Below are 20,063 nucleotides of genomic sequence, written 5' to 3' on the forward strand. Positions count from 1 at the left end.
CCTATGAATTTACCTGAACCATCGCTGGTCTGATTATTTTATCTTTTAATTTATAGCCTTTTTGCAAGACTGCAACCACTGAACCGGATGGATAATCCGCTGACTCCACCTGCATCACGGCTTGATGAATCGATGGATCAAATGGGACACCCACCTCATTAATCACCGTTACACCTTCTTGCTCCAAGACTTGATTTAACTGACGGTAGACCATTTCAAGCCCTTGAATCATCGATTCAATATTATTGGTTTCCTTGCTGGCATCAACGGCCCTTTCAAAATTATCCATAACCGGCAGAAATTGTTCAAGAAAACGAATAGAACCATATTTCAACAGGTCTTCTTTCTCTAGGCGGTACCTTCTGCGAAAATTATCAAAATCGGCCTGAACCCTTAAAAAACGCTGATAATTTTCTTCCACTTTAGCTTTTAGTTCCAGAATTTCTTGATTCTCTTTATCGGACTCAGAAGCCGTGTTCTCGATTTCCATTTCTTCTTCAATCTGATTCCTGTCTTCATTTTCATCTGCTATTTCTTTTTCTTCTGTTATTTTTTCTTCTTCTGTTTTCCTTTTTTCGGTTGCTACTCCTTGATTCTCATTTTGCTTTTTTATCTGACTTTTCTCCTGATCAGTCATGGTTTCACCTCCATAATCTTTGGTTACACAAGGGAAGCAGCAAGAGTCAAAGGGAGGAAATCATCCTCAAATCTTGCTGCATCACATGAAGACTATTCTCCTTGCCATTTCTTCAGCACAATGGATAAATCCTTTGAGATGTGCTCAAGAATCGCAATCACCTTGCTGTATTCCATGCGGGTTGGTCCCAAAATGCCAATAGTTCCCATAGGTTGACCATCCACATAATAGGATGCTGAGATTAAGGTACAGTGATTAACTTCCTCGATCCCATTTTCATGTCCAATTCGAATTTGAATCCCCTCCTCTTCAGTGGGAGGAGGAAGCAATTGGCTGACCAACTGATTTTTTTGCAAAAGCTCCAATATGGATTTCACCTTATCCACATCTCTAAATTCAGGCTGAGACAAGATGTTTGTTGTCCCGCCAATATATACTTTATCTTCATGGCTAGAAGTTAACGTTTGCTCCAATAATAGCAGTACTTTTTCCGTCTTTTGCACATGTTTTCTCAGTTCCTCTGACACTTCCGAATACAAACGCTGCTTTAACTGAAAAATCGGAACCTCCGCAAGTTTATGATTTAAGATATTTACAACTTTCTCCATATCATAGACGGAAATCCCATCCGGAATGGTAACTACTTTATGCTCTACCCGACCGTTATCGGTTACCATAATGGCCACCGCTCTTTTTGCCGATAAGGGAACGAATTGGAGATGCTTCAATTTTGTTTCAAAAACTTCCGTACCAAGAAGAATAGCAGTATAATTGGTCAATTGGGAAAGTACATTGGTGGTTTGCTGAATCAGCTCTTCAAACTTCATGTACTTCTCAGCAAACGTCTTTTTAATATTGATCAAATCTTCTCTAGTCAAAAGATGAGGCTCTATGAGATGGTCAACATAAAAACGATATCCCTTCTCCGACGGAATTCTTCCGGAAGAGATATGGGGTTGCTCCAAGAATCCCAATTCCTCCAAATCTGCCATTTCATTTCGAATGGTCGCAGAACTGTAACCTATATCTCCTTGTTTGAAGAGAGTTCTTGAACCAACTGGTTCCGCCGAATGAATATAGTTGTTTATAATGGCTTGTAATATGCGCATCTGTCGTTCAGTTAACATGATATCACCACCATTATTAGCACTCGATAATGCTGAGTGCTAAACCTTCTAACTCAAAAATACCAAAAGAAGCCTTTATTTGTCAACTTTTCTCTATGAAATGTGCAAAGACTTCATTGCCAAACAGCACACCTTTTTTTGTTAACCAAACCCTTTCTTCATTTTTCTCCAATAACCCTTCAGTTATTAGTTTTTTTATCTGACGGTCAAAAACTTTTTCCATTTCAATATCATGCTTCTTCCTGAAATCTTCAGATGAAACCCCTTTTAACATTCGAAGTCCCATAAACATGGTCTCTTCCATCGCTTCCCGTTTAGAGACTGAAAAGGTTTCAATCCTGGGAAGCACATCCCTGTTCACTTGATGGATATATTCAGAAACCGGACCGACATTCACATGTCTTTGTCCATTCATATAACCATGGGCGCCCGCACCAATGCCATAATATTCTTCATTTTGCCAGTATGTGAGGTTATGCTTGCATTCAAACCCCGGTTTTGCAAAATTGCTGATTTCATATTGATGATATCCACAATGGTTCATTCTTTCTATAAGGGTGATATACATATTGACTTCCTCATCCTCTGGAGGTAGGGGAAGTTCTCCCCGTTCATACAGCACATGGTAGCGGGTATTTGGCTCTACCTTTAAACTGTAGGCCGAATAGTGGGCTAAATTTAATGAGAAAGCAATTTCCAATGTTTCTATCCACTGGGACATTGTCTGATTGGGTAATCCAAACATCAGATCTATGGATAAATTTTCAAAGCCCAGTTGTCGGGCCAGCCGAATGGATTCAAATACCTGATCCCGGTCATGAATTCGGCCCAATTCTTTAAGCAGGACATTTTGAAAAGATTGAACACCCAGGCTAAGACGGTTGACCCCTCCTTTTTTCATCACTGTCAGCTTCTCTTTTGTCAAAGTTCCTGGATTCGCCTCTATGGTATATTCAGCCGATTGTACACGGGGAAAGAACTCCTGGACAGATAGCAAAAAGAACTCCATTTGTTCCGGATTTAAAATCGAAGGGGTGCCTCCGCCGACAAAAATGGTTTTGATCTCGGAAGGGGGGGACTGATTCACGGTGATGTTCATTTCTTTTCTCAAGGCGTACAAATAATCCCATACCAGTTTCTCATCCCTGGTTACATAGGAATTAAAATCACAGTAAAAGCATTTGTTCGTGCAAAAGGGAATATGAATATAGACAGAATGGACCATACACTCCCCCTCTTTCTGTGAAAAATGATATCCCTGACAACCAATCAGGGACATCGATATGGACGGAATTAAAGAATTTACTTTTTGCCCTCATCCATCTTCAACACGGCCATAAATGCTTCCTGCGGGACTTCAACATTTCCCACAGCCTTCATTCTTTTCTTTCCTTCTTTTTGCTTTTCCAATAGCTTTCTTTTCCGTGTGATATCCCCGCCGTAGCACTTGGCCAATACATTCTTTCTCATCGCCCTGATCGTTTCTCTGGCAATGATTTTATTTCCAATAGCCGCCTGAACAGGAACTTCAAACATCTGCCGGGGAATTAAGTCTTTCAACTTCTCCACCAGTAAGCGGCCCCGGTGATAAGCCTTGTCCCGATGAACAATGAAGGACAGGGCATCAACTGGTTCCCCGTTCAACAGGATATCCATCTTAACCAGTGAAGATTTTTTATACCCGATCAGTTCATAATCAAAGGATGCATATCCCTTGGTGCTTGATTTCAATTGGTCAAAGAAATCATAAACAATTTCTGACAGGGGCATGTGATACACCATCTGTACCCTGGTGGGATCCAAATATTGCATATCAATAAATTCTCCCCGTTTGTTTTGACAGATTTCCATGACAGCACCCACAAAGTCCTTTGGAACGAGAATGGTTGCCTTTACATAAGGTTCTTCAATGTACTCTATTTTTTGCTGTTCTGGTAAAGCCGATGGGTTTTCAATGGTAATTACTTCACCATCTGTTTTGGTTACCTTATAGATTACGCTGGGTGCGGTAGTAATCAGCGTAATATTAAACTCCCGTTCAATTCTCTCCTGAATAATTTCCATATGAAGAAGACCTAAGAAGCCGCAGCGAAAACCAAATCCCAATGCGCTGGAAGTTTCAGGCTCAAATTGAAGAGCTGCATCGTTTAATTGAAGCTTTTCTAGGGCTTCTCTCAGGTCATTATAATCACTGGTATCCACGGGGTACATTCCGCAAAAAACCATGGGATTAATTTTTCGATACCCCGGCAAAGGTTCAGATGCAGGATTGGAAGCATCGGTAATGGTGTCGCCAACCCGGGTATCTTTTACTGTTTTGATACTGGCAGCCAAAAAACCTACATCCCCCACACTAAGCTCTTCCAGCTTGACGGGGAATGGGGCAAAGGTACCAACCTCTGTTACTTCAAAGGTTTTACCTGTGGCCATCATCTTGATTTTCATTCCAGGCCTAATGGTTCCATCTACAACACGAACATAAGCTATGACCCCTCGATACGGATCATACAAAGAGTCAAAAATCAAAGCTTTTAAGGGAGCATCCGGGTCCCCCGATGGTGCAGGCACCTTTTCAACGATCTGTTCCAGAATCTCCTCAATACCAATGCCTTCTTTAGCTGACGCCAACACTGCTTCACTGGCATCCAACCCAATGACGTCTTCAACTTCTTTTTTGACCCGATCAGGGTCTGCGCTCGGCAAGTCAATTTTATTAATCACAGGAAGAATCTCCAGATCATTTTCCAAGGCTAAGTAGACATTGGCAAGGGTTTGAGCTTCAATTCCCTGGGCAGCGTCTACCACCAGCAACGCTCCTTCACAGGCTGCCAAGCTGCGGGAAACTTCATAGGTGAAATCAACATGCCCCGGGGTGTCAATCAAGTGCAAAATATATTCCTGACCATTCTTTGCTTTATACAGGAGACGGACTGAATTCAGTTTAATCGTAATCCCCCGCTCCCTTTCCAAATCCATTTGATCCAGGAATTGATCTTCCTTTTCCCTGTCTGACAAAGCGCCGGTATATTCTAAAATACGGTCTGCCAATGTTGACTTTCCGTGGTCAATATGAGCAATAATTGAAAAGTTTCGTATTTGTTTTTGTCTTTCTTTTTTATCCATCAAGGTTCCCTCCGAACGACATGTAAGCACTAGCACTTATTATATCAATTGGCTTAAAAAAACAAAAGTCCACCTTTTTCAGCGGACCGTTTTTATATGTTTCGCTAGCAATCGTCTTAAAATGGAATAAGGGATGAAATCCATTCCAATCCTTTTCTGGTGGCCTTGGTTAATGTATAGCCTATTTCATTTTCGAAGGACGTTTTTCCTTCAATCGTTAAAAGGGGATTGTCGGATTCTTTCTGATTTTCCTTATTTGGAGCAACCTCTACCTTCTCACCATCCACTTTAGTAATATGAAAGAAAGGGGCTGGAATGTTTTTTTCCAGTGGCTGAATTCGTGAGATTCCCACTTCAGATGTTTTTATCCCTAAGATCACGCCGCTAAGTAGAAATACGACTAATAATAGCAGTTGGATCAAAAATTTTTTCATGAGCTATCTCACTCCCTCTTCTTGGCCCGAAACCGGTGAAGCATCCCAATACATTTCAGCGACCACATCGGCCAGAGCCTCTACAGTTCGATATGACTCTTCCAAAGTATTTCCTACCCCGCCAATCTCAACGGTAATCGCATTGGGAGAAACAGACTGATTGTATTCACCATTTCGATAATCACTTTTTTCAAAAGCAACAATCCCTTTTGAAATACTGGGATATTTTTCTTCCAGGCGGTCATGAAGTTCCTTGGCGAATTGATAGTTTGCCTGCCAATTTTTATTCCCCTTACCCAGAACAAAAAATAATCTGGCATACTTATTTCCGTCAATAGTTGTCGTTGTTCTGTCACGATCAGCATCATCCCGATGGATATCAAAAACATAGGTGATATCTCTATTTTGTGATAACACCTCCTTCACCGTCTTTAATGATACGGCATAAGACAGGGAATAAGCCTCTGCTTCTTTAGCAAAATCTTTTGTAGAAACAATGGTTCCTATTCCTTTCTTATTCAATTCTTGACTTAGCCTTTTTCCCAAAAGGGTAACATTTATTTTGGGATCAAAAGGAGATGAGCCGCTTGAAACATATTTCGTCCAGGATTCCCGATTATGGGTTTGGTAAATAAAAACCACTTTTTTTCCATTGGGGTTACGCACGGATGCTGATTGTACCTTAGTTTCCTCTTGGGCACTGACAGGGGGAATGTCACCTGAATCAGCAGCCAATGCTTCCGGTGGAGGAGGGGATTCCATCGGCAAGTCGGTATAATCCACACCCACACCGGCAACAAGAATTTGTCCGCTGTACAAGGCAAACCTTGGGATTTCCCGACCCATTAAACTTCTTGGGTCTTCAGGATTGATGCTGGTTGCCAATTGAAATAAAAAACTGGATAATCGCACGGGACTGGGATCACGGTTTTTAAACTTGTCCAGTTCAGAAAAATAGGGAATTTCTTCTGCCAATAGAGAAAGATAGGCATCTTTTGAAAAAAAATTGGCCATCTTTGTCAAATAGACTCCGCCTGCCGGAGAATTCCCCTTTAACATATACGTTCCAAGGAGAAGTATCACGAGAAGAATGGCTACAATAAGAGTGACAAAAATCCGCTGAAACTGTGTAAGTGTGATTTCCATACCTGTTCCACCTTCCACTGGCTTGTCTATTTAAGCCTATGCAGAAGAGAGAACCATTAGAACCAGATTTAATGGGTATAAGCGGAAACATTGTCCATATCAACGGCATCATGAAAAGCGGCATTTAATCCATTAGCCACCACATTTGCAATATCTTCAATGAAGTCATCCACTTCTTTGGGAGTAACGATTAAATTCTGGCCCAGGGGACTCAGCACTTCTTTTATCAAATATTTTTTATCTTCAGGGGTTAACGTCCCGATCATTCCAAATACCTGCTGGGCCTGGGGATGAACCTTTCCGGACTCTCTGTAATTTTTAATCTTTTTTTTATCTGGCATATAAGCAAGGGTTTCGGGGATTAATTTATTCTTTCTCCCCTCTTCATCCAATTGATGGCTAAAATGGGCCAGCAAAAAGTCAATGGTATCATAGGCAATGGTAGCGGCTTCAACTACCGTGGGTACTCCAATAGCAATAACGGGAATGCCCAGGGTTTCCTTATTCAATGCTTTTCTTTTATTCCCAATCCCGGAACCTGGATGAATCCCCGTGTCGGCAATCTGAATCGTTGTATTCACTCGGTCCAGCGAGCGGGCAGCTAAAGCATCAATGGCAATAACAAAATCAGGCTTTATTTTTTCAATCACGCCATGGACAATTTCGCTGGTTTCAATCCCTGTGATGCCCATTACTCCTGGAGATATGGCGCTGACTGAACGGTAACCATCGTCCACTTTCTCAGGCATTAATGAGAATAGATGCCGGGTAATCACCAGATTTTCTACAACCATGGGCCCGAGGGCATCAGGAGTCACGTTCCAGTTTCCTAACCCAACAACCAGTACAGATGCGGTCTTTTCAATTCTCAATTCCTGAAGAAATTGCTGAAAATGTTTGGCAAATGTTTTGGCTACCTTATCCTGCAGGACAGAATCCTTTTTCCTTAAACCTGGAACTTCCAAGGTAATATACTTGCCCGGGAATTTTCCAATTGCTTTCGCTCCCTCCACATTTTCAACAAATACCTTGGATATTGTTATTTCATCCAGTTCCTCGGTTTCCATCCTTACTCCCGGAATCCCCGTGCCTTCAGCGTTAGCCAATTCATGGGCTTCCAATGCAAGGTCGGTATGTATCGAAAAAGGGCGAAGATCAAGAGAATCAGACATTCATTTTTCCTCCTATTTACGAGATATGATTTCCTTACAATATGGTTATTATATGGACGAAACTAAAGAATTTACAAAGGACAGCCTTTGAGATCGTACTTAACGGAGGGACTGAAAAACTTGATAAGTTTAGTTCCACTTTTATAGGTTAACCTGAAAAAAATAGTTCTTATTCATTTCAACCATTTTATTGCTTTTTTATTTAACCCATGGTACAATTTCTTTTGTTGTATATGAACAAACAGTCGAATTTGACCAGACACAAGAAGAAAAACCAAGCAGGAGGTGTAATTTGGTTTGCCAAATATAAAATCAGCCATCAAACGTGTAAAGCAAAGTGAAAAACGTCGTGCCCATCGCGTTGCTCAGAAATCCGCTTTGCGCACCGCTATCAAAAAAGTTGAAGTAGCTGTTGAAAAGAATAATATTGAGGAAGCTACTGAAGCTTTGAAATATGCGATTAAAAAGCTGGACAAGGCGGTTACAAAAGGGCTTATCCATAAAAATGCCGCTTCCAGAAAGAAATCTCAATTATCCAAAAAGGTAAACGCGATTGCTAAGGAAACTGCCTAAGAAAAAATGACCCATAGAGGGTCGTTTTTATTTTTGCGGGGACTTTAAGCTTAAAATAAACAATTCCAATCCCAATATCTTATCCATTTGTCCAGATTTCATTTTATAGTCCAACTCTGCCAAATCGTTTAATATTTCCTCTAATGCAGAAGAAGTAAACTTTCGACCAAAATTACCGGCCAGTTTGATGGCATATGGATGGACTTTTATGAGCGAAGCCATTTGATTTTGTGAGTACCCCTTCTCCTGCAGTAGCTTTACCTGAAGGATGATGCGGAATTGTCTTGCCAACAGTGCAATCATTTTAATCGGTTCTTCATTATGCTTTAACAGGTCATAAAAAATGGACAAGGCCTCCTCCAGCTTCACTTGTGAAATCCGGTCAATCAGTGCAAACACGTCATGTTCCATGGTTCTTGATACCATTAATGAAACCACATCTTTCGTTATGATTCCCTCTTTTTCAACATATGTGGCCATCTTTTTTAACTCATTATAAATGAAGTTCAATGAGTTCCCCAAACGAAGAATCAGTTCCTCCACAGCCGGTTCGTCTATCTTTACACACAATTCCTGAGCTTTCTTATAAATCCAACGAATAAGTTCTTGATCTTTTAAAGGTTCAAACAATATGAGCAGGTTATCTTTTTTTAATCTCTTTACGATTTTTTTCCTTTCATCCAGCTTGTTCGTTTCCACTTGTAGTATCAAGGAAGTAAAAGGCGGGGGATCAGCAATAAAATCCATCATTTTTTCAGACTCCTCATCTGACATGTGAAACTCCTTATTTCCTGTCAAAAAATAAGCTCCATTAGCCACCAACAGTTTCCTATCCCCAAAAAATGGAGGCGTTTGAGCATCCTCCAATACGAAAGAAAAGGGGGTTTCACGCAAATCATATTGCTGAAAGTTAAAATCAAGAATTGACGGGTCCAGCATTCTTTCCTTCATATATTGGGTTAATTCTTTCATCAGAAAAGTTTCGGTTCCAAAAAAAACATAAAGAGGCTTATAGATCCCCTTCTTAATTTCCTTGGCTATTTCTCGGTACAAAGGATACCACCTCAGAACCCATTATATCAGATCAATAAAAACCACGGAAAATTGTCCATGGTTTGCAATAACCTCTAGTTTTGTATTTGCCGTTCCGTTAAATTTTTCAGATTTACTTGCCAGATTTCGTCTTCCCCAATTCGGTACTGCAAAGAAAAGCTGTCCAGCCACTTGATATTTACATTAAACGTCGGATCCCAGGAATGGCCGAGAAATACGATCTCTCCTTTATTGGTTTCAATCACCAGTTGCATCTGACCTTCATTAGATATAAATGCCCGATATTCTCCATTAGGAGAAGAAAAAATCTGGGGTGCGGCCAAACTGTAATTGTTAGGAACAGATTCCATAGACAAATCCGGGGCTCCTTCGTGGTTTGGTGCCATTTTTGCTGCGATCTGGGGAGCTTCAGCTGGAACTTGTTCCACTTTCTCTTCATCTCTCTGGTCATTTCCTTGGGACATGTCTGCTTTGGACATTTCAAAGTTATTGATTTGAGGATTGTTCAGGAAGGGTATGGCAAACAAGATCCCTGCCGCAATGGCTGCTCCAGCCCATAAAAATCGCTTTCTATTGGGTTTAACCGACGGGCTTTCCGAATGTTCCAGTTCAGGGAGAATTTTGTCTACCAGACTATAGGCAGGGGTTACCCTTGGAAGCTGCTCCAAACGATCCGATAAACCTTTCATGCGATCGTAAATCTTGGAACAATCCGGGCAAGTAGCCAAATGAGATGATAATAATATTTTTTCCTCATCATACAGATCACGATCCAAATCCCTTTGAATCAATTCCATCACCTCATCACATGTCATCCCTGAACACCACCTTTCTGATAATCTCTAAGTAGTTCCTGTAACTGCTGTCTTCCCCGAAACAAATAAGATTTTACCGTATTAAGAGGAATATTAAGGGTTTCCGAAATTTCGTGATAAGAGAAGTCTTGTATATACCTTAACACGACAACTGTCCGATGATGATCGGGCAATTGGTTAATCGCTTCCTTCAAATCCTCTGCCATCCCCAATAATTCCATTTCATCCTCTACGTTGTCCTTTCCTGCAAGCTTATGCTCCTGATTCTCAATAGGTAGCATTTCCATATTTTTATTCCTTCTAAACCTGTCAATGCAAATATTGGTCACAATCCGCTGTACCCATGTTTCAAATTTGGCTTCTTCGCGATACAACGGGATTTTAGTATAGATTCGTATTAATGATTCTTGTGCTGCATCCAGGGCATCCTGTTCATTCCCCAAAAGATAGTAAGCTGTCCGATATACCGTGGTCTCCACTTCACGAAGCAATTGGATTAAATCATCCCGATTCCCTTTCTGGGCTGATCTGACGAGTTTGATGTCAACCACCCCGAATACTCCTCCTCTCCTACACCTTAAGACGAAATAGAAGTTCTTAAGGTTGCACTTCTTTGCCCGATAGTTAAGTGCTACTAAAATAAAAACAGGGAAATCAATAGATAGGAAAGATATGCTAATAATGCCGTGATGGGCAGGGTTATGATCCATGCTGATACAATTCTTCCCGCCATTCCCCATTTAACCGCGGAGAATTTTTTTGCAGCTCCTACCCCCATAATGGAAGAAGTGATGACATGGGTTGTACTGACTGGTTGTTTAAGAAGAGTAGCAGTTAGTATCGTTACAGCGGAACCCAAATCTGCAGAAAAACCATTAATGGGTTGCATTTTTATAATTTTGGTGCCCACAGTTTTTATTATTTTCCATCCTCCGACAGAAGTTCCTAATGCCATGGCAAGGGCGGCAGATACCTTAACCCATAAAGCCACCTCCAAATTATCTTGAAATCCGCCAGCAACAAGGGCAAAAGTGATAATTCCCATTGCCTTTTGAGCATCATTGGTTCCATGACTAAAGGCCTGAAAAGCTGCAGTTAATACCTGGAGGCTGCGAAATCCTCGATTTACCTTATGGGAGCTAACTCTGCCAAATATCCATTTAAGAAGGGTCATGATGATAAATCCTATAATAAAAGCAGCTATTGGAGAAACAATTAACGCTTGAATAATAGAGGTAAAACCAGAGCCATTAATGGCTCCCATTCCAGCAGCAGCAATAACAGCACCTGTTAATGAACCGATAAGAGCGTGGGATGAGCTGCTTGGAATTCCGTAATACCAAGTAATTAAATTCCATGCAATTGCCGCAATCAGGGCTGCCATCACGATAACCATTCCGTTATCCAATTCAAAAGGGTTTGCGATCTTTCCGCCAATGGTCTTGGCTACCCCTGTGAATGCAAGGGCACCGAGAAAATTCATAGAAGAGGCTAAGACAATTGCCGATCGAGGTGTTAGTGCTCTGGTAGATATGGATGTTGCAATTGCGTTGGCGGTATCGTGAAACCCGTTTATAAAGTCAAAAGCAAGAGCCAAAATAACCACAAATATGATGATCATTAATTCCGGTGTCATATAAATATCTCCTATGAATTACTCATAATAATACTTTCAAGAACATCTGCAACATCTTCACACTTGTCAGAAACATCCTCGAGAATCTCATAAATTTCCTTCTTTTTTATAATTTCAATGGGGTCTGAAACATTGGTAAATAATGTTTTTAAGCTGTCCCGTAAAATTTCATCCCCTTCATTTTCATATTCATTGATTCTCACCGTATTTTCCCTCATCGGCAGCAGTTTTTTCTTCGTTAAAAGTTCAATTGCCTTTGATAATTCATAGGTAGATTTCTCAATATTTTCAGCAAAGAGCTTCATATATTGGTCAGCTTTTTTTATGTTATATAAAAATATACGAGAACTGCATGCTTCCAATCCATCGATGATATCATCCATGGTTGTAGCCAATGTTAATATATCGTCCCGTTCAAGAGGTGTAGCAAAGGTTTTGTTTAACCCTTGAATAATGGTATGTATATACTCATCACCAATCGTTTCCATTTCCTTAATTTTGTCTGCATACTGCTCAGGTTCGTCAAGGTTGTTTAAACCTTCTCGAAACATTGTTGCAGTTTTGGTTATATGATGAGACATATTTTTTAGTGTGTCAAAAAACATATCCTTTTTTGGAAATAATGACATTTGTTTTGCGCCTCCATCAGTTAGATTTTTCACATACAAATGATTTACATACCGATAGTAACACAATTCAGGATGATCATGATAGAATTTTTAATTTGTCTTTCGCCCAAAATAAGAAAAATAAGGCTAACCTTCTCTGACTAGGTTAACCTATTTTTGTAGAGGAAGTTCATTTTTATCAAAAATTTTTATATCAATAAAACGACAAGTTCTCCAGGCCCATGTACGCCTATACTTAGGTCCATCTCTATATCGGCACTTCGGCTGGGTCCGGTTATGAAATTAAAACATGATGTCAAATCTCCTGATGGAACTTGCTGATGAATAGCCTTTAAAACCTGAGTGATTCTGGGAACGATGGTATCTTTTTTTACAAATCCGATGGAAATGAGGGGAAGTAAACTGACGCTTCTCCCCTTTCCTTTCCCATGAAACAGAGCCAAACTTCCCGTTTCAGCAACCCCAAAATCCGCAAAGACAATTCCAACTTTAGACTTTTCCGTAAATATAAGGTGATTTTCTTGTCCATCCTGCCATTTTTTCCAGTTGGCCTTCAACTGATTCAGAGCTTGATAAACTTTCAACTCTTCAAATCGTTCATCATTCCAAATGATTACTTGATCATTTTCCGAAATCCAGGGACCTAAAATGATATTCAAGTCTTTTTCATTCTCGGCGTCAATCACTTTGGCCCCGATTTTAGTGGCATTGGCAATAAACATCTCGATCAGTTCGTCCCGATTCATATCCTTATAAAAATGATCCCAAGGTTGAGAGATATAAGTTGGCGGCTTCACTCCGCTTCTTCTTTCCCTGCCCAGATGACTTGCGATATTTTTTAAAAATGCTTCTTTACTTGCCAATTTTATCGCCTCCTTTTTCTTCTTTCCACCAACTGCGGAATGAATCCTTTGGAGGTAACGGGAAATCTTTCACATCCGTCCAATCGGAAAGAGGTCCAGGACCCTTTTCAATGTGACTTTCATTGGAAAATGGTTTTAGAACTTTATGGGCCATTGCCACGCTAAAGTCATAGATTGCTTTCCTTTCAGCGGCAAACCCAAAACCCTTAAAGGCCATTCTTTCGGAAAATGGGGTTAACTTTGCATCCACTACATCCTGGCGTAAGAAAATAAGATAATCATGGAGCGGAATCTTCACCGGACATACATCGGTACATGCTCCACAGAGACTGGAAGCATACGGCAGCTCCTTCCATTTTTCAATTCCCTCCAATAAAGGAGTAAGTACAGCCCCTATAGGTCCGCTGTATACTCCGCCATAGGCATGTCCTCCGATATGCCGGTAAACGGGACATACATTAAGGCAAGCTCCGCATCGAATGCAATTTAAAACCTGTTGATAACGGGTTCCCAGGATGCTGGAACGGCCATTATCCACGATTACTAGATGAAATTCCTCAGGTCCATCTCCATCTTCATGTTTTCGAGGACCGGTAATCGCAGTCACGTAACTGGTAATCCTTTGGCCCGTTGCACTTCTGGGCAATAATGAAAGCAACACATCCAGGTCCTCCCATGTTGGAACCAATCTTTCCATGCCCATAATGGCTACATGGGTTTTAGGTAATGTCGTGGTTAATCTCCCATTCCCCTCATTGGTTACCAGAACGACAGAGCCAGATTCTGCAATGGCAAAGTTACAACCAGAAATCCCAATATCCGCCTTTAAAAATTTTTCCCGAAGCTGTCTGCGGGCAAAAGCAGTTAGGGTCTTAGTATCATCAGACAGTGTCTCTCCAGCAACTCGGGAAAATAGCTCGGCGATTTGTTTCCTATTTTTATGAATGGCTGGTGCAATAATGTGGGAAGGTGTCTCCTTTGCCAATTGAATGATATATTCACCAAGGTCAGATTCAACAACTTCAACATCCAACTTTTCCAGTGCTTGATTTAAATGAATTTCTTCCGATACCATAGATTTTGATTTGATGACAGACTTCGCTTGTTTCTTTTTTGCTAATTGGGTCACATACTCTACAGCTTCCTCCTTGGTTGCAGCAAAGTAAACATAACCTCCGTTTTTTTCTACATTTTCCGACAACTGTTCCAGGTAGCTATCCAGATTTTCAATCACATGAGCCCTGATTTCCTGGGCACGGTTGCGCCATTCTTGGAAATTGCCCAGATCATTCATAGCCATTTCCCGCTGGGTGCGAAAACGCTCTTGGGCATTTTGAACGGATTTCTGCAAATAATCATCCTGAACCGCAATCTTCACTCGATCTTTAAATGCAGATTTATTTTCCATGATTTAACCCCCTCTCCAAGAGTTGGGCGGTGTGCAGAACCTCCACCGGTTTTCCTTTTCTGCGAAGCCTTCCGCCAATATTCATGATACAGCCAAGATCAGAGCCGACAAGTATGTCTGCCTCTGTCTCATAAACATGCTGAATCTTTTCATCGACCATTTGCTCGGAGATTTCAGGCATCTTCACGGAAAAAGTTCCGCCAAAACCACAGCAGTCCTCTTTATAGGGAAGATCAACAAACGTAATTCCCTTTATACTTTTGATCAATTGGACGGGCTCTTCCTCTACACGAATTCCCCTTTTCATGTGACAGGAATGGTGGTAAGTCACTTTTGCGGGATATACGGCCCCCAAATCCGTCTTTTTTAAGACTTTAACTATAAATTCCGAGAATTCAAAGGTCTTGTCTGCTAATTCTTGTGCTTTCCCCGACCATACCGGGTCATTGGCAAACATCATGGGATAATAATGTCTAACCATTGCTGCACAGGAACCGGATGGCGTAACAACATTGGGACTGTCCTTAAAGACTCTGATCATATGTTTAGCCGCTTTCTCGGCGTCTTCCCGATAGCCGCTGTTATAGGCGGGTTGCCCACAGCAGGATTGTCCCTCAGGAAAATCCAACGAAACTCCCAGTTTCTCCAAGACATTGACTAAACTCTTCCCTACTTCAGGATAAAAAATATCTGATAAACAAGTGATAAACAACGAAGCCTTCATCTCTCCCATCTCCCCCTTAACGATGATGTTTAGCGATCTTGACCTTGAAACTTATCTACAACCTCTTCCACTTTGACTAAATGGGTTAGCATTCTTTGCTGAGCTAATGTCGCATTTTTTTCTTCTATGGCCTGAAAAATAGATTTGTGTTCAAGGTACAGCCGATGGTGAGTAGCCTCCTCGGCGTAAAGCCAAATCCTTCGACTTTCTTTCATGGTTTCCCGCATAAATCCGGAAATATTGTTCATCAATTTAATGAGCATCTTATTTTTGGTTGATTTGGCAATGGCCATATGGAACTTCACATCTGCCAATTCTCCCAATCCCTCATCATCCGCATCAAGGGCCTTCTCCATCTCCAACAGAGCCTCCCGCATCAGAGTCAAATCTTCTTCATCCCTTTTAGATGCAGCAATCCCTGCAATCCCTACCTCCATAATTTTACGAACTTCCAACAGTTCTTTTATTTCTTTCGGGTTCATCAACACTGCTGATGAGAGCGGCTGGGTAATGGCAGAGGAATTAAACTTGCTTATAAAAGTGCCTTCCCCCTGTCGCATTTCTACCAGGCCCATCGCTTTAAGAGCGCTTAAGGCTTCCCGGACAGCAGAACGGCCCACATTAAATTTCTCTGCTAATTCCCGGACAGAATCCAACTTGTCTCCGGGCTTCAAGATTCCTTTGCTAATCATTTCCTGAAGCTGTTCTGCCACTTCTTCATATATTTTCTTAGTCCTTATCTTTTTAAATTCCATTATGATCCCCCCAATAAAAATCGCCTTCTAAATACATCACCATAACTATACACCAAAATAAAGATAAGGACCTAATTCACGCGTTCATTAATTTAAAAAAATTTAAATAAAGCATAAATTATCTGAACTTTAAAAATATAAAATTCACACCATCTATTATAAACAAAATTGATCATGTCATCAAGTCATCTGATGACTGAATCATTCACAAAATTCTTGCTCATTTTAAACTATTTTTATTATAATAAAAATGAACATGGTCATCAGATGACCTGAAAACTAGGGGATGGAGGGAAATCTTCATGCTGTCTACAAATATAAAAAAAGAACTAATTTCTATCGTAGGGGACCGATACTATTTTGATGACCAAGAGGCATTAATTACTCATTCCTATGATGCAACTCCCATGTATCAGTCTATGCCTGACGCCGTGATTTTCCCAGGAAATGTTGAGGAAGTAAGCGCTGTCATGAAGGTGTGTACCAAATATCGCATACCGATTGTAGCCCGAGGTGCCGGAAGCAATCTAAGCGCAGGCACAGTTCCGGTTGAGGGAGGCCTTGTCATGGTGATGACCAGGATGAGTGAATTGGAAGAAATTGATGAAGAGAATCTGACCGCTACCTTCCAGCCAGGATTAATTACCAAAAAGCTTCATGAAGAAGTGGAAAAAAGGGGCCTTTTTTATCCTCCGGATCCGGGGAGCATGGTTGTTTCCACATTAGGCGGAAATATTGCCGAATGCGCCGGAGGTTTGAGGGGGTTAAAATATGGAACGACCAAAGATTATATCATTGGCCTGGAAGCGGTTCTTCCATCCGGAGAAATACTGAAAACCGGAGGAAAGCTGACAAAAGATGTTGCCGGTTATGATTTAACAAAGCTCTTGGTAGGGTCAGAAGGAACCCTTGCCATGGTGACAAAAGCTACGGTGAAACTTCTGCCACTCCCGGAGCATAAACGAGTGTTGTTAGCCCTTTTTGATGATTTATATGCAGCGGCAAGAACCGTTTCCAAAATTATTAGTGCGAAAATCATTCCTTCCTCCCTTGAATTCTTGGATAATGCCACCATTCGAGTGGTGGAAGATTATGCAAAAATTGGACTTCCAACGGATATGGCGGCCGTTCTGCTTATTGAGCAAGATGGACCAGAGGTGATTGTGTCCAGAGATATGGAACGAATTGCCGAAATTTGCAGGGAAGAGAAGGCAGCAGAAGTGAAACTGGCTCAATCGGAGGAAGAAGGAGTACAGTTGATGACCGCACGAAGAAGTGCCCTTTCCGCCCTTGCCAGATTACGTCCAACGACCATATTGGAAGATGCTACGGTGCCGAGGGCTCAAATTGCTCCGATGGTTGAACAGATCAACAAAATTGCGAAGAAATATGGCATCCAAATCTGCACATTTGGTCATGCCGGTGATGGAAACCTTCATCCTACCTGTATGACAGATGCCAGAGACCATGAAGAAATTGAAAGAGTGGAAAAAGCATTCGAGGAAATTTTTGATGCTGCCATTCGATTGGGCGGAACCATCACCGGTGAGCATGGGGTAGGTTTGGCTAAAGCTCCTTATTTGGAATGGAAAATTGGAAAAACCGGAATAGAAGTGATGAAGGGGATTAAACGAGCCTTCGATCCCCATGGGTTGATGAATCCCGGTAAGATTTTTGCTAAAGAAACCAGGCGACGGGTGGTGCTGGATGATGTCGCAACTCACTGAAAAACTTAAGTTGACATTGGATTATGATGAATTGACCAACTGTATGAGATGCGGATTTTGTATTCCTGCTTGTCCCACCTACAGGGAGACAGGGCTCGAGGCAGCATCTCCAAGGGGAAGGATCGCCCTCATGAAAGCAGCTGTTGATGGGCTAATGGACCCGGATGAAGGAAAGTTAAGGGATCAATTAAACCTGTGTTTGGGATGCCGTGCCTGTGAAATCGCTTGTCCTTCAGGGGTAAAATACGGTCACCTGTTGGAGCAGGCAAGGGATGTTCTTGAAGAAAAGGTGGAATATCCATGGTGGATTGAAAAAATCCGCACCCTGGTTTTCCGCTACCTTTTCCCTTCGCAAAGAAAACTGCAACTATTGGGATCCTTGATGGCCTTTTATCAGAGATCTGGCCTGGCAGCGGCTGCACGAAAACTGGGACTGCTCCGTTTCCTGCCTAAGCAGGTCCGGGATATGGAAGCCATTCTCCCCAAAGCTACCGGCAAGGGTGTAGTAGAACAGTTGGGGACCATCATCCCTGCCAAGGGAGAAAAAGTTGCCACTGTAGCCCTTTTCAGAGGCTGTATTATGGATGTATTATTTACGGAAACCAACAAAAATACCGTAAGATTGCTGACTGAGGCCGGATGCGAAGTGATCATTCCTTCCGATCAAAACTGCTGCGGAGCCCTTCATGCCCATAGCGGACAAAGGAATCTGGCAAAAGAACTGGCCAGAAAAAATGTAGAGGTTTTCTATGAAGCCGGAGTCGATTATATCGTTTCTAACGCGGGCGGATGCGGAGCGATGCTAAAGGAATATGACCATCTCCTGAAGGATGAGGAATTGGGAGAGAAAGCGAAATGGTTTGCTGAACGGGTAAAGGATATCAGCGAGATTCTGATTGATATTGCTCCTCTAAAAATAAAGGGAACCATGAACAGACGGGTCACTTACCAAGACTCCTGCCACCTTCGAAATGTCATGAAGGTAAGTTCACAGCCGAGAAAATTGCTTCGGCAAGTGGATCAATTGGAATACAAAGAACTGTTTGAAGCAGACCGTTGCTGCGGTTCAGCAGGTATTTACAATATTATTCAACCTGAAATGTCCATGAGCCTGCTGGATCATAAAATGGAGAACGTCAGCAAAACAAAGGCTGATGTGATCGTGACCGCCAATCCGGGATGCTTGCTACAAATGAAGTTGGGCGTTCATCGGGAAGGACTTTCCGACCAGGTTGAAACGGTCCATATTGTTGATCTGATCGCAGAAGCCATTGAATTGGAGAAAAAAATGAAAGAAGAAGGTAGCGGATGCGGCTGCGAACACCATAAAAAAGAAGATAAATCGGCATGATCAATGGGGGCTGTCACAAAAGCCATAGAAATGGCTGGGGGCTAGCCCCCATTTGCTTCGACCATTATGTTGTCTACAAACTCCTCCAGTCCATCCCTTCATACTTGGGATCAAATCCTGGGAAGTGATACTCCACAAAGTTGGAATCCGGGTTGTGTTTCATGGCAACAAGTACCCCTTTTCTACGGATTGTCTGATTATTTCCTGTGCCAAATTCCAAAGGGTTTGAGAGCATTCTTTAATCGGCCGGTTTCTGTCAAGGACCTTGTCACTGGTTACCCCATGCTCTTTCCATGATTGCCCTTTGGTATAATAGTTATGGAGCAATGGCTGGATCCTGTCCAAGGCAGCCGCAAAACATGCCTCAGGAGTTGAACGTCCCTCAAATTCCTCCCACAGATTTCTTAACTCCCATGCCTGGTCTTCCGGAAGAATATGAAAGATTCGATCAGCCGCTTTACGCTCCCTTTCCTCTTTGTCTACTTTTGCTTCGTCATCATAACAAAAGGTGTCCCCAGCATCAATTTCCACAAGATCGTGAATCAAAACCATTTTCATCACTTTTAATACATCGATCTCTTTATCGGCATGTTCTTTTAACAGCATCGCCATCACAGCTAAATGCCATGAATGCTCGGCATCATTCTCATGCCTTGAGCCATTCATTAGAAGTGTTTGTCTATAGACATGCTTCAGCTTGTCTATTTCCCTGATAAAATCGATCTGCATCATTAATCGGTCTGCTTCCATCTTACTCTCCTTTTATAAAAAAATCGCATCTTTCACTGTTTCCTTATATTTAAAATAGCCAATTTTCGGATATGTTTATAATTCTTCTCATCGTAGGAGTGTTTTTTATGAATGGCTTAAAGAAATTGTTATATGATTTA

20 protein-coding genes are annotated in these 20,063 nt (G+C 41.6%); 3 read left to right on the forward strand and 17 right to left on the reverse strand.

The window, feature by feature from the left end:
• Nucleotide 1 precedes the first annotated feature (1 nt).
• The 7 genes from grpE to gpr all read right to left on the reverse strand — a co-directional run bounded on the left by grpE (nucleotide 2) and on the right by gpr (nucleotide 7,639).
• Nucleotides 2-637 (reverse strand): nucleotide exchange factor GrpE, encoded by a 636-nt coding sequence (grpE, locus tag L1765_RS02495; protein WP_236404347.1) that lies wholly within the window; start codon nucleotides 635-637, stop codon nucleotides 2-4.
• A 92-nt stretch (nucleotides 638-729) separates the two neighbouring features.
• Entirely contained in the window at nucleotides 730-1,764 is a 1,035-nt protein-coding gene (gene hrcA / locus L1765_RS02500) for a heat-inducible transcriptional repressor HrcA (RefSeq protein WP_236404350.1), read from the reverse strand.
• Nucleotides 1,765-1,846: 82 nt separating this feature from the next.
• The gene (hemW, locus tag L1765_RS02505; protein WP_236404352.1) at nucleotides 1,847-2,989 is read right to left on the reverse strand and encodes a radical SAM family heme chaperone HemW; all 1,143 of its coding nucleotides are present in this window, start codon (nucleotides 2,987-2,989) and stop codon (nucleotides 1,847-1,849) included.
• 77 nt (nucleotides 2,990-3,066) lie between these two features.
• On the reverse strand, nucleotides 3,067-4,887 hold the full coding sequence (gene lepA, locus L1765_RS02510; protein WP_236404360.1) for a translation elongation factor 4: 1,821 nt from the start codon (nucleotides 4,885-4,887) through the stop codon (nucleotides 3,067-3,069).
• Between the two features lie 116 nt (nucleotides 4,888-5,003).
• Nucleotides 5,004-5,321, reverse strand: a complete 318-nt coding sequence (locus L1765_RS02515) for a DUF3679 domain-containing protein (protein ID WP_236404363.1) — start codon at nucleotides 5,319-5,321, stop codon at nucleotides 5,004-5,006.
• A gap of 3 nt (nucleotides 5,322-5,324) precedes the next feature.
• The gene (spoIIP, locus tag L1765_RS02520; RefSeq protein ID WP_236404364.1) at nucleotides 5,325-6,467 is read right to left on the reverse strand and encodes a stage II sporulation protein P; all 1,143 of its coding nucleotides are present in this window, start codon (nucleotides 6,465-6,467) and stop codon (nucleotides 5,325-5,327) included.
• A gap of 68 nt (nucleotides 6,468-6,535) precedes the next feature.
• Nucleotides 6,536-7,639 (reverse strand): GPR endopeptidase, encoded by a 1,104-nt coding sequence (gpr, locus tag L1765_RS02525; RefSeq protein WP_236404367.1) that lies wholly within the window; start codon nucleotides 7,637-7,639, stop codon nucleotides 6,536-6,538.
• 297 nt (nucleotides 7,640-7,936) lie between these two features.
• Between gpr and rpsT the strand changes: the two genes are divergently transcribed.
• Nucleotides 7,937-8,212: a 30S ribosomal protein S20 gene (rpsT, locus tag L1765_RS02530; protein ID WP_236404380.1), complete on the forward strand. Its 276-nt coding sequence runs from the start codon at nucleotides 7,937-7,939 to the stop codon at nucleotides 8,210-8,212.
• A gap of 27 nt (nucleotides 8,213-8,239) precedes the next feature.
• Here the strand turns inward: rpsT and holA are convergent, their stop codons facing one another.
• The 9 genes from holA to L1765_RS02575 form a co-directional block, all read right to left on the reverse strand.
• The gene (gene holA, locus L1765_RS02535; RefSeq protein ID WP_236404383.1) at nucleotides 8,240-9,265 is read right to left on the reverse strand and encodes a DNA polymerase III subunit delta; all 1,026 of its coding nucleotides are present in this window, start codon (nucleotides 9,263-9,265) and stop codon (nucleotides 8,240-8,242) included.
• A 74-nt stretch (nucleotides 9,266-9,339) separates the two neighbouring features.
• Nucleotides 9,340-10,080 (reverse strand): anti-sigma factor family protein, encoded by a 741-nt coding sequence (locus L1765_RS02540; RefSeq protein ID WP_236404385.1) that lies wholly within the window; start codon nucleotides 10,078-10,080, stop codon nucleotides 9,340-9,342.
• Entirely contained in the window at nucleotides 10,077-10,631 is a 555-nt protein-coding gene (locus tag L1765_RS02545) for an RNA polymerase sigma factor (RefSeq protein WP_236404388.1), read from the reverse strand. The genes L1765_RS02540 and L1765_RS02545 overlap by 4 nt, the downstream gene beginning before the upstream one ends.
• Before the next feature lie 83 nt (nucleotides 10,632-10,714).
• A complete protein-coding gene (locus tag L1765_RS02550) occupies nucleotides 10,715-11,716 on the reverse strand; it encodes an inorganic phosphate transporter (protein ID WP_236404391.1) in 1,002 nt (333 codons plus the stop codon).
• 11 nt (nucleotides 11,717-11,727) lie between these two features.
• Nucleotides 11,728-12,297, reverse strand: a complete 570-nt coding sequence (locus tag L1765_RS02555) for a DUF47 domain-containing protein (RefSeq protein ID WP_236404398.1) — start codon at nucleotides 12,295-12,297, stop codon at nucleotides 11,728-11,730.
• Between the two features lie 236 nt (nucleotides 12,298-12,533).
• The gene (locus L1765_RS02560; protein ID WP_236404399.1) at nucleotides 12,534-13,208 is read right to left on the reverse strand and encodes a LutC/YkgG family protein; all 675 of its coding nucleotides are present in this window, start codon (nucleotides 13,206-13,208) and stop codon (nucleotides 12,534-12,536) included.
• Entirely contained in the window at nucleotides 13,198-14,616 is a 1,419-nt protein-coding gene (locus L1765_RS02565) for a LutB/LldF family L-lactate oxidation iron-sulfur protein (protein ID WP_236404405.1), read from the reverse strand. The genes L1765_RS02560 and L1765_RS02565 overlap by 11 nt, the downstream gene beginning before the upstream one ends.
• The gene (locus L1765_RS02570; RefSeq protein WP_236404407.1) at nucleotides 14,606-15,340 is read right to left on the reverse strand and encodes a (Fe-S)-binding protein; all 735 of its coding nucleotides are present in this window, start codon (nucleotides 15,338-15,340) and stop codon (nucleotides 14,606-14,608) included. Before L1765_RS02570 ends, L1765_RS02565 begins: the two co-directional genes overlap by 11 nt.
• A 29-nt stretch (nucleotides 15,341-15,369) precedes the next feature.
• On the reverse strand, nucleotides 15,370-16,095 hold the full coding sequence (locus L1765_RS02575) for a FadR/GntR family transcriptional regulator (RefSeq protein ID WP_268928655.1): 726 nt from the start codon (nucleotides 16,093-16,095) through the stop codon (nucleotides 15,370-15,372).
• Nucleotides 16,096-16,397: 302 nt separating this feature from the next.
• Between L1765_RS02575 and glcD the strand changes: the two genes are divergently transcribed.
• The gene (gene glcD / locus L1765_RS02580; RefSeq protein ID WP_236404409.1) at nucleotides 16,398-17,822 is read left to right on the forward strand and encodes a glycolate oxidase subunit GlcD; all 1,425 of its coding nucleotides are present in this window, start codon (nucleotides 16,398-16,400) and stop codon (nucleotides 17,820-17,822) included.
• Nucleotides 17,803-19,173, forward strand: coding sequence for a (Fe-S)-binding protein (locus tag L1765_RS02585; RefSeq protein ID WP_236404411.1), 1,371 nt, complete (start codon nucleotides 17,803-17,805; stop codon nucleotides 19,171-19,173). Before glcD ends, L1765_RS02585 begins: the two co-directional genes overlap by 20 nt.
• Before the next feature lie 159 nt (nucleotides 19,174-19,332).
• On the opposite strand, the gene L1765_RS02590 is transcribed toward L1765_RS02585, so the two are convergent.
• On the reverse strand, nucleotides 19,333-19,923 hold the full coding sequence (locus tag L1765_RS02590) for an HD domain-containing protein (protein ID WP_236404414.1): 591 nt from the start codon (nucleotides 19,921-19,923) through the stop codon (nucleotides 19,333-19,335).
• Nucleotides 19,924-20,063 lie beyond the last annotated feature (140 nt).

This window comes from Microaerobacter geothermalis (genome assembly GCF_021608135.1).
Lineage (GTDB): Bacteria > Bacillota > Bacilli > DSM-22679 > DSM-22679 > Microaerobacter > Microaerobacter geothermalis.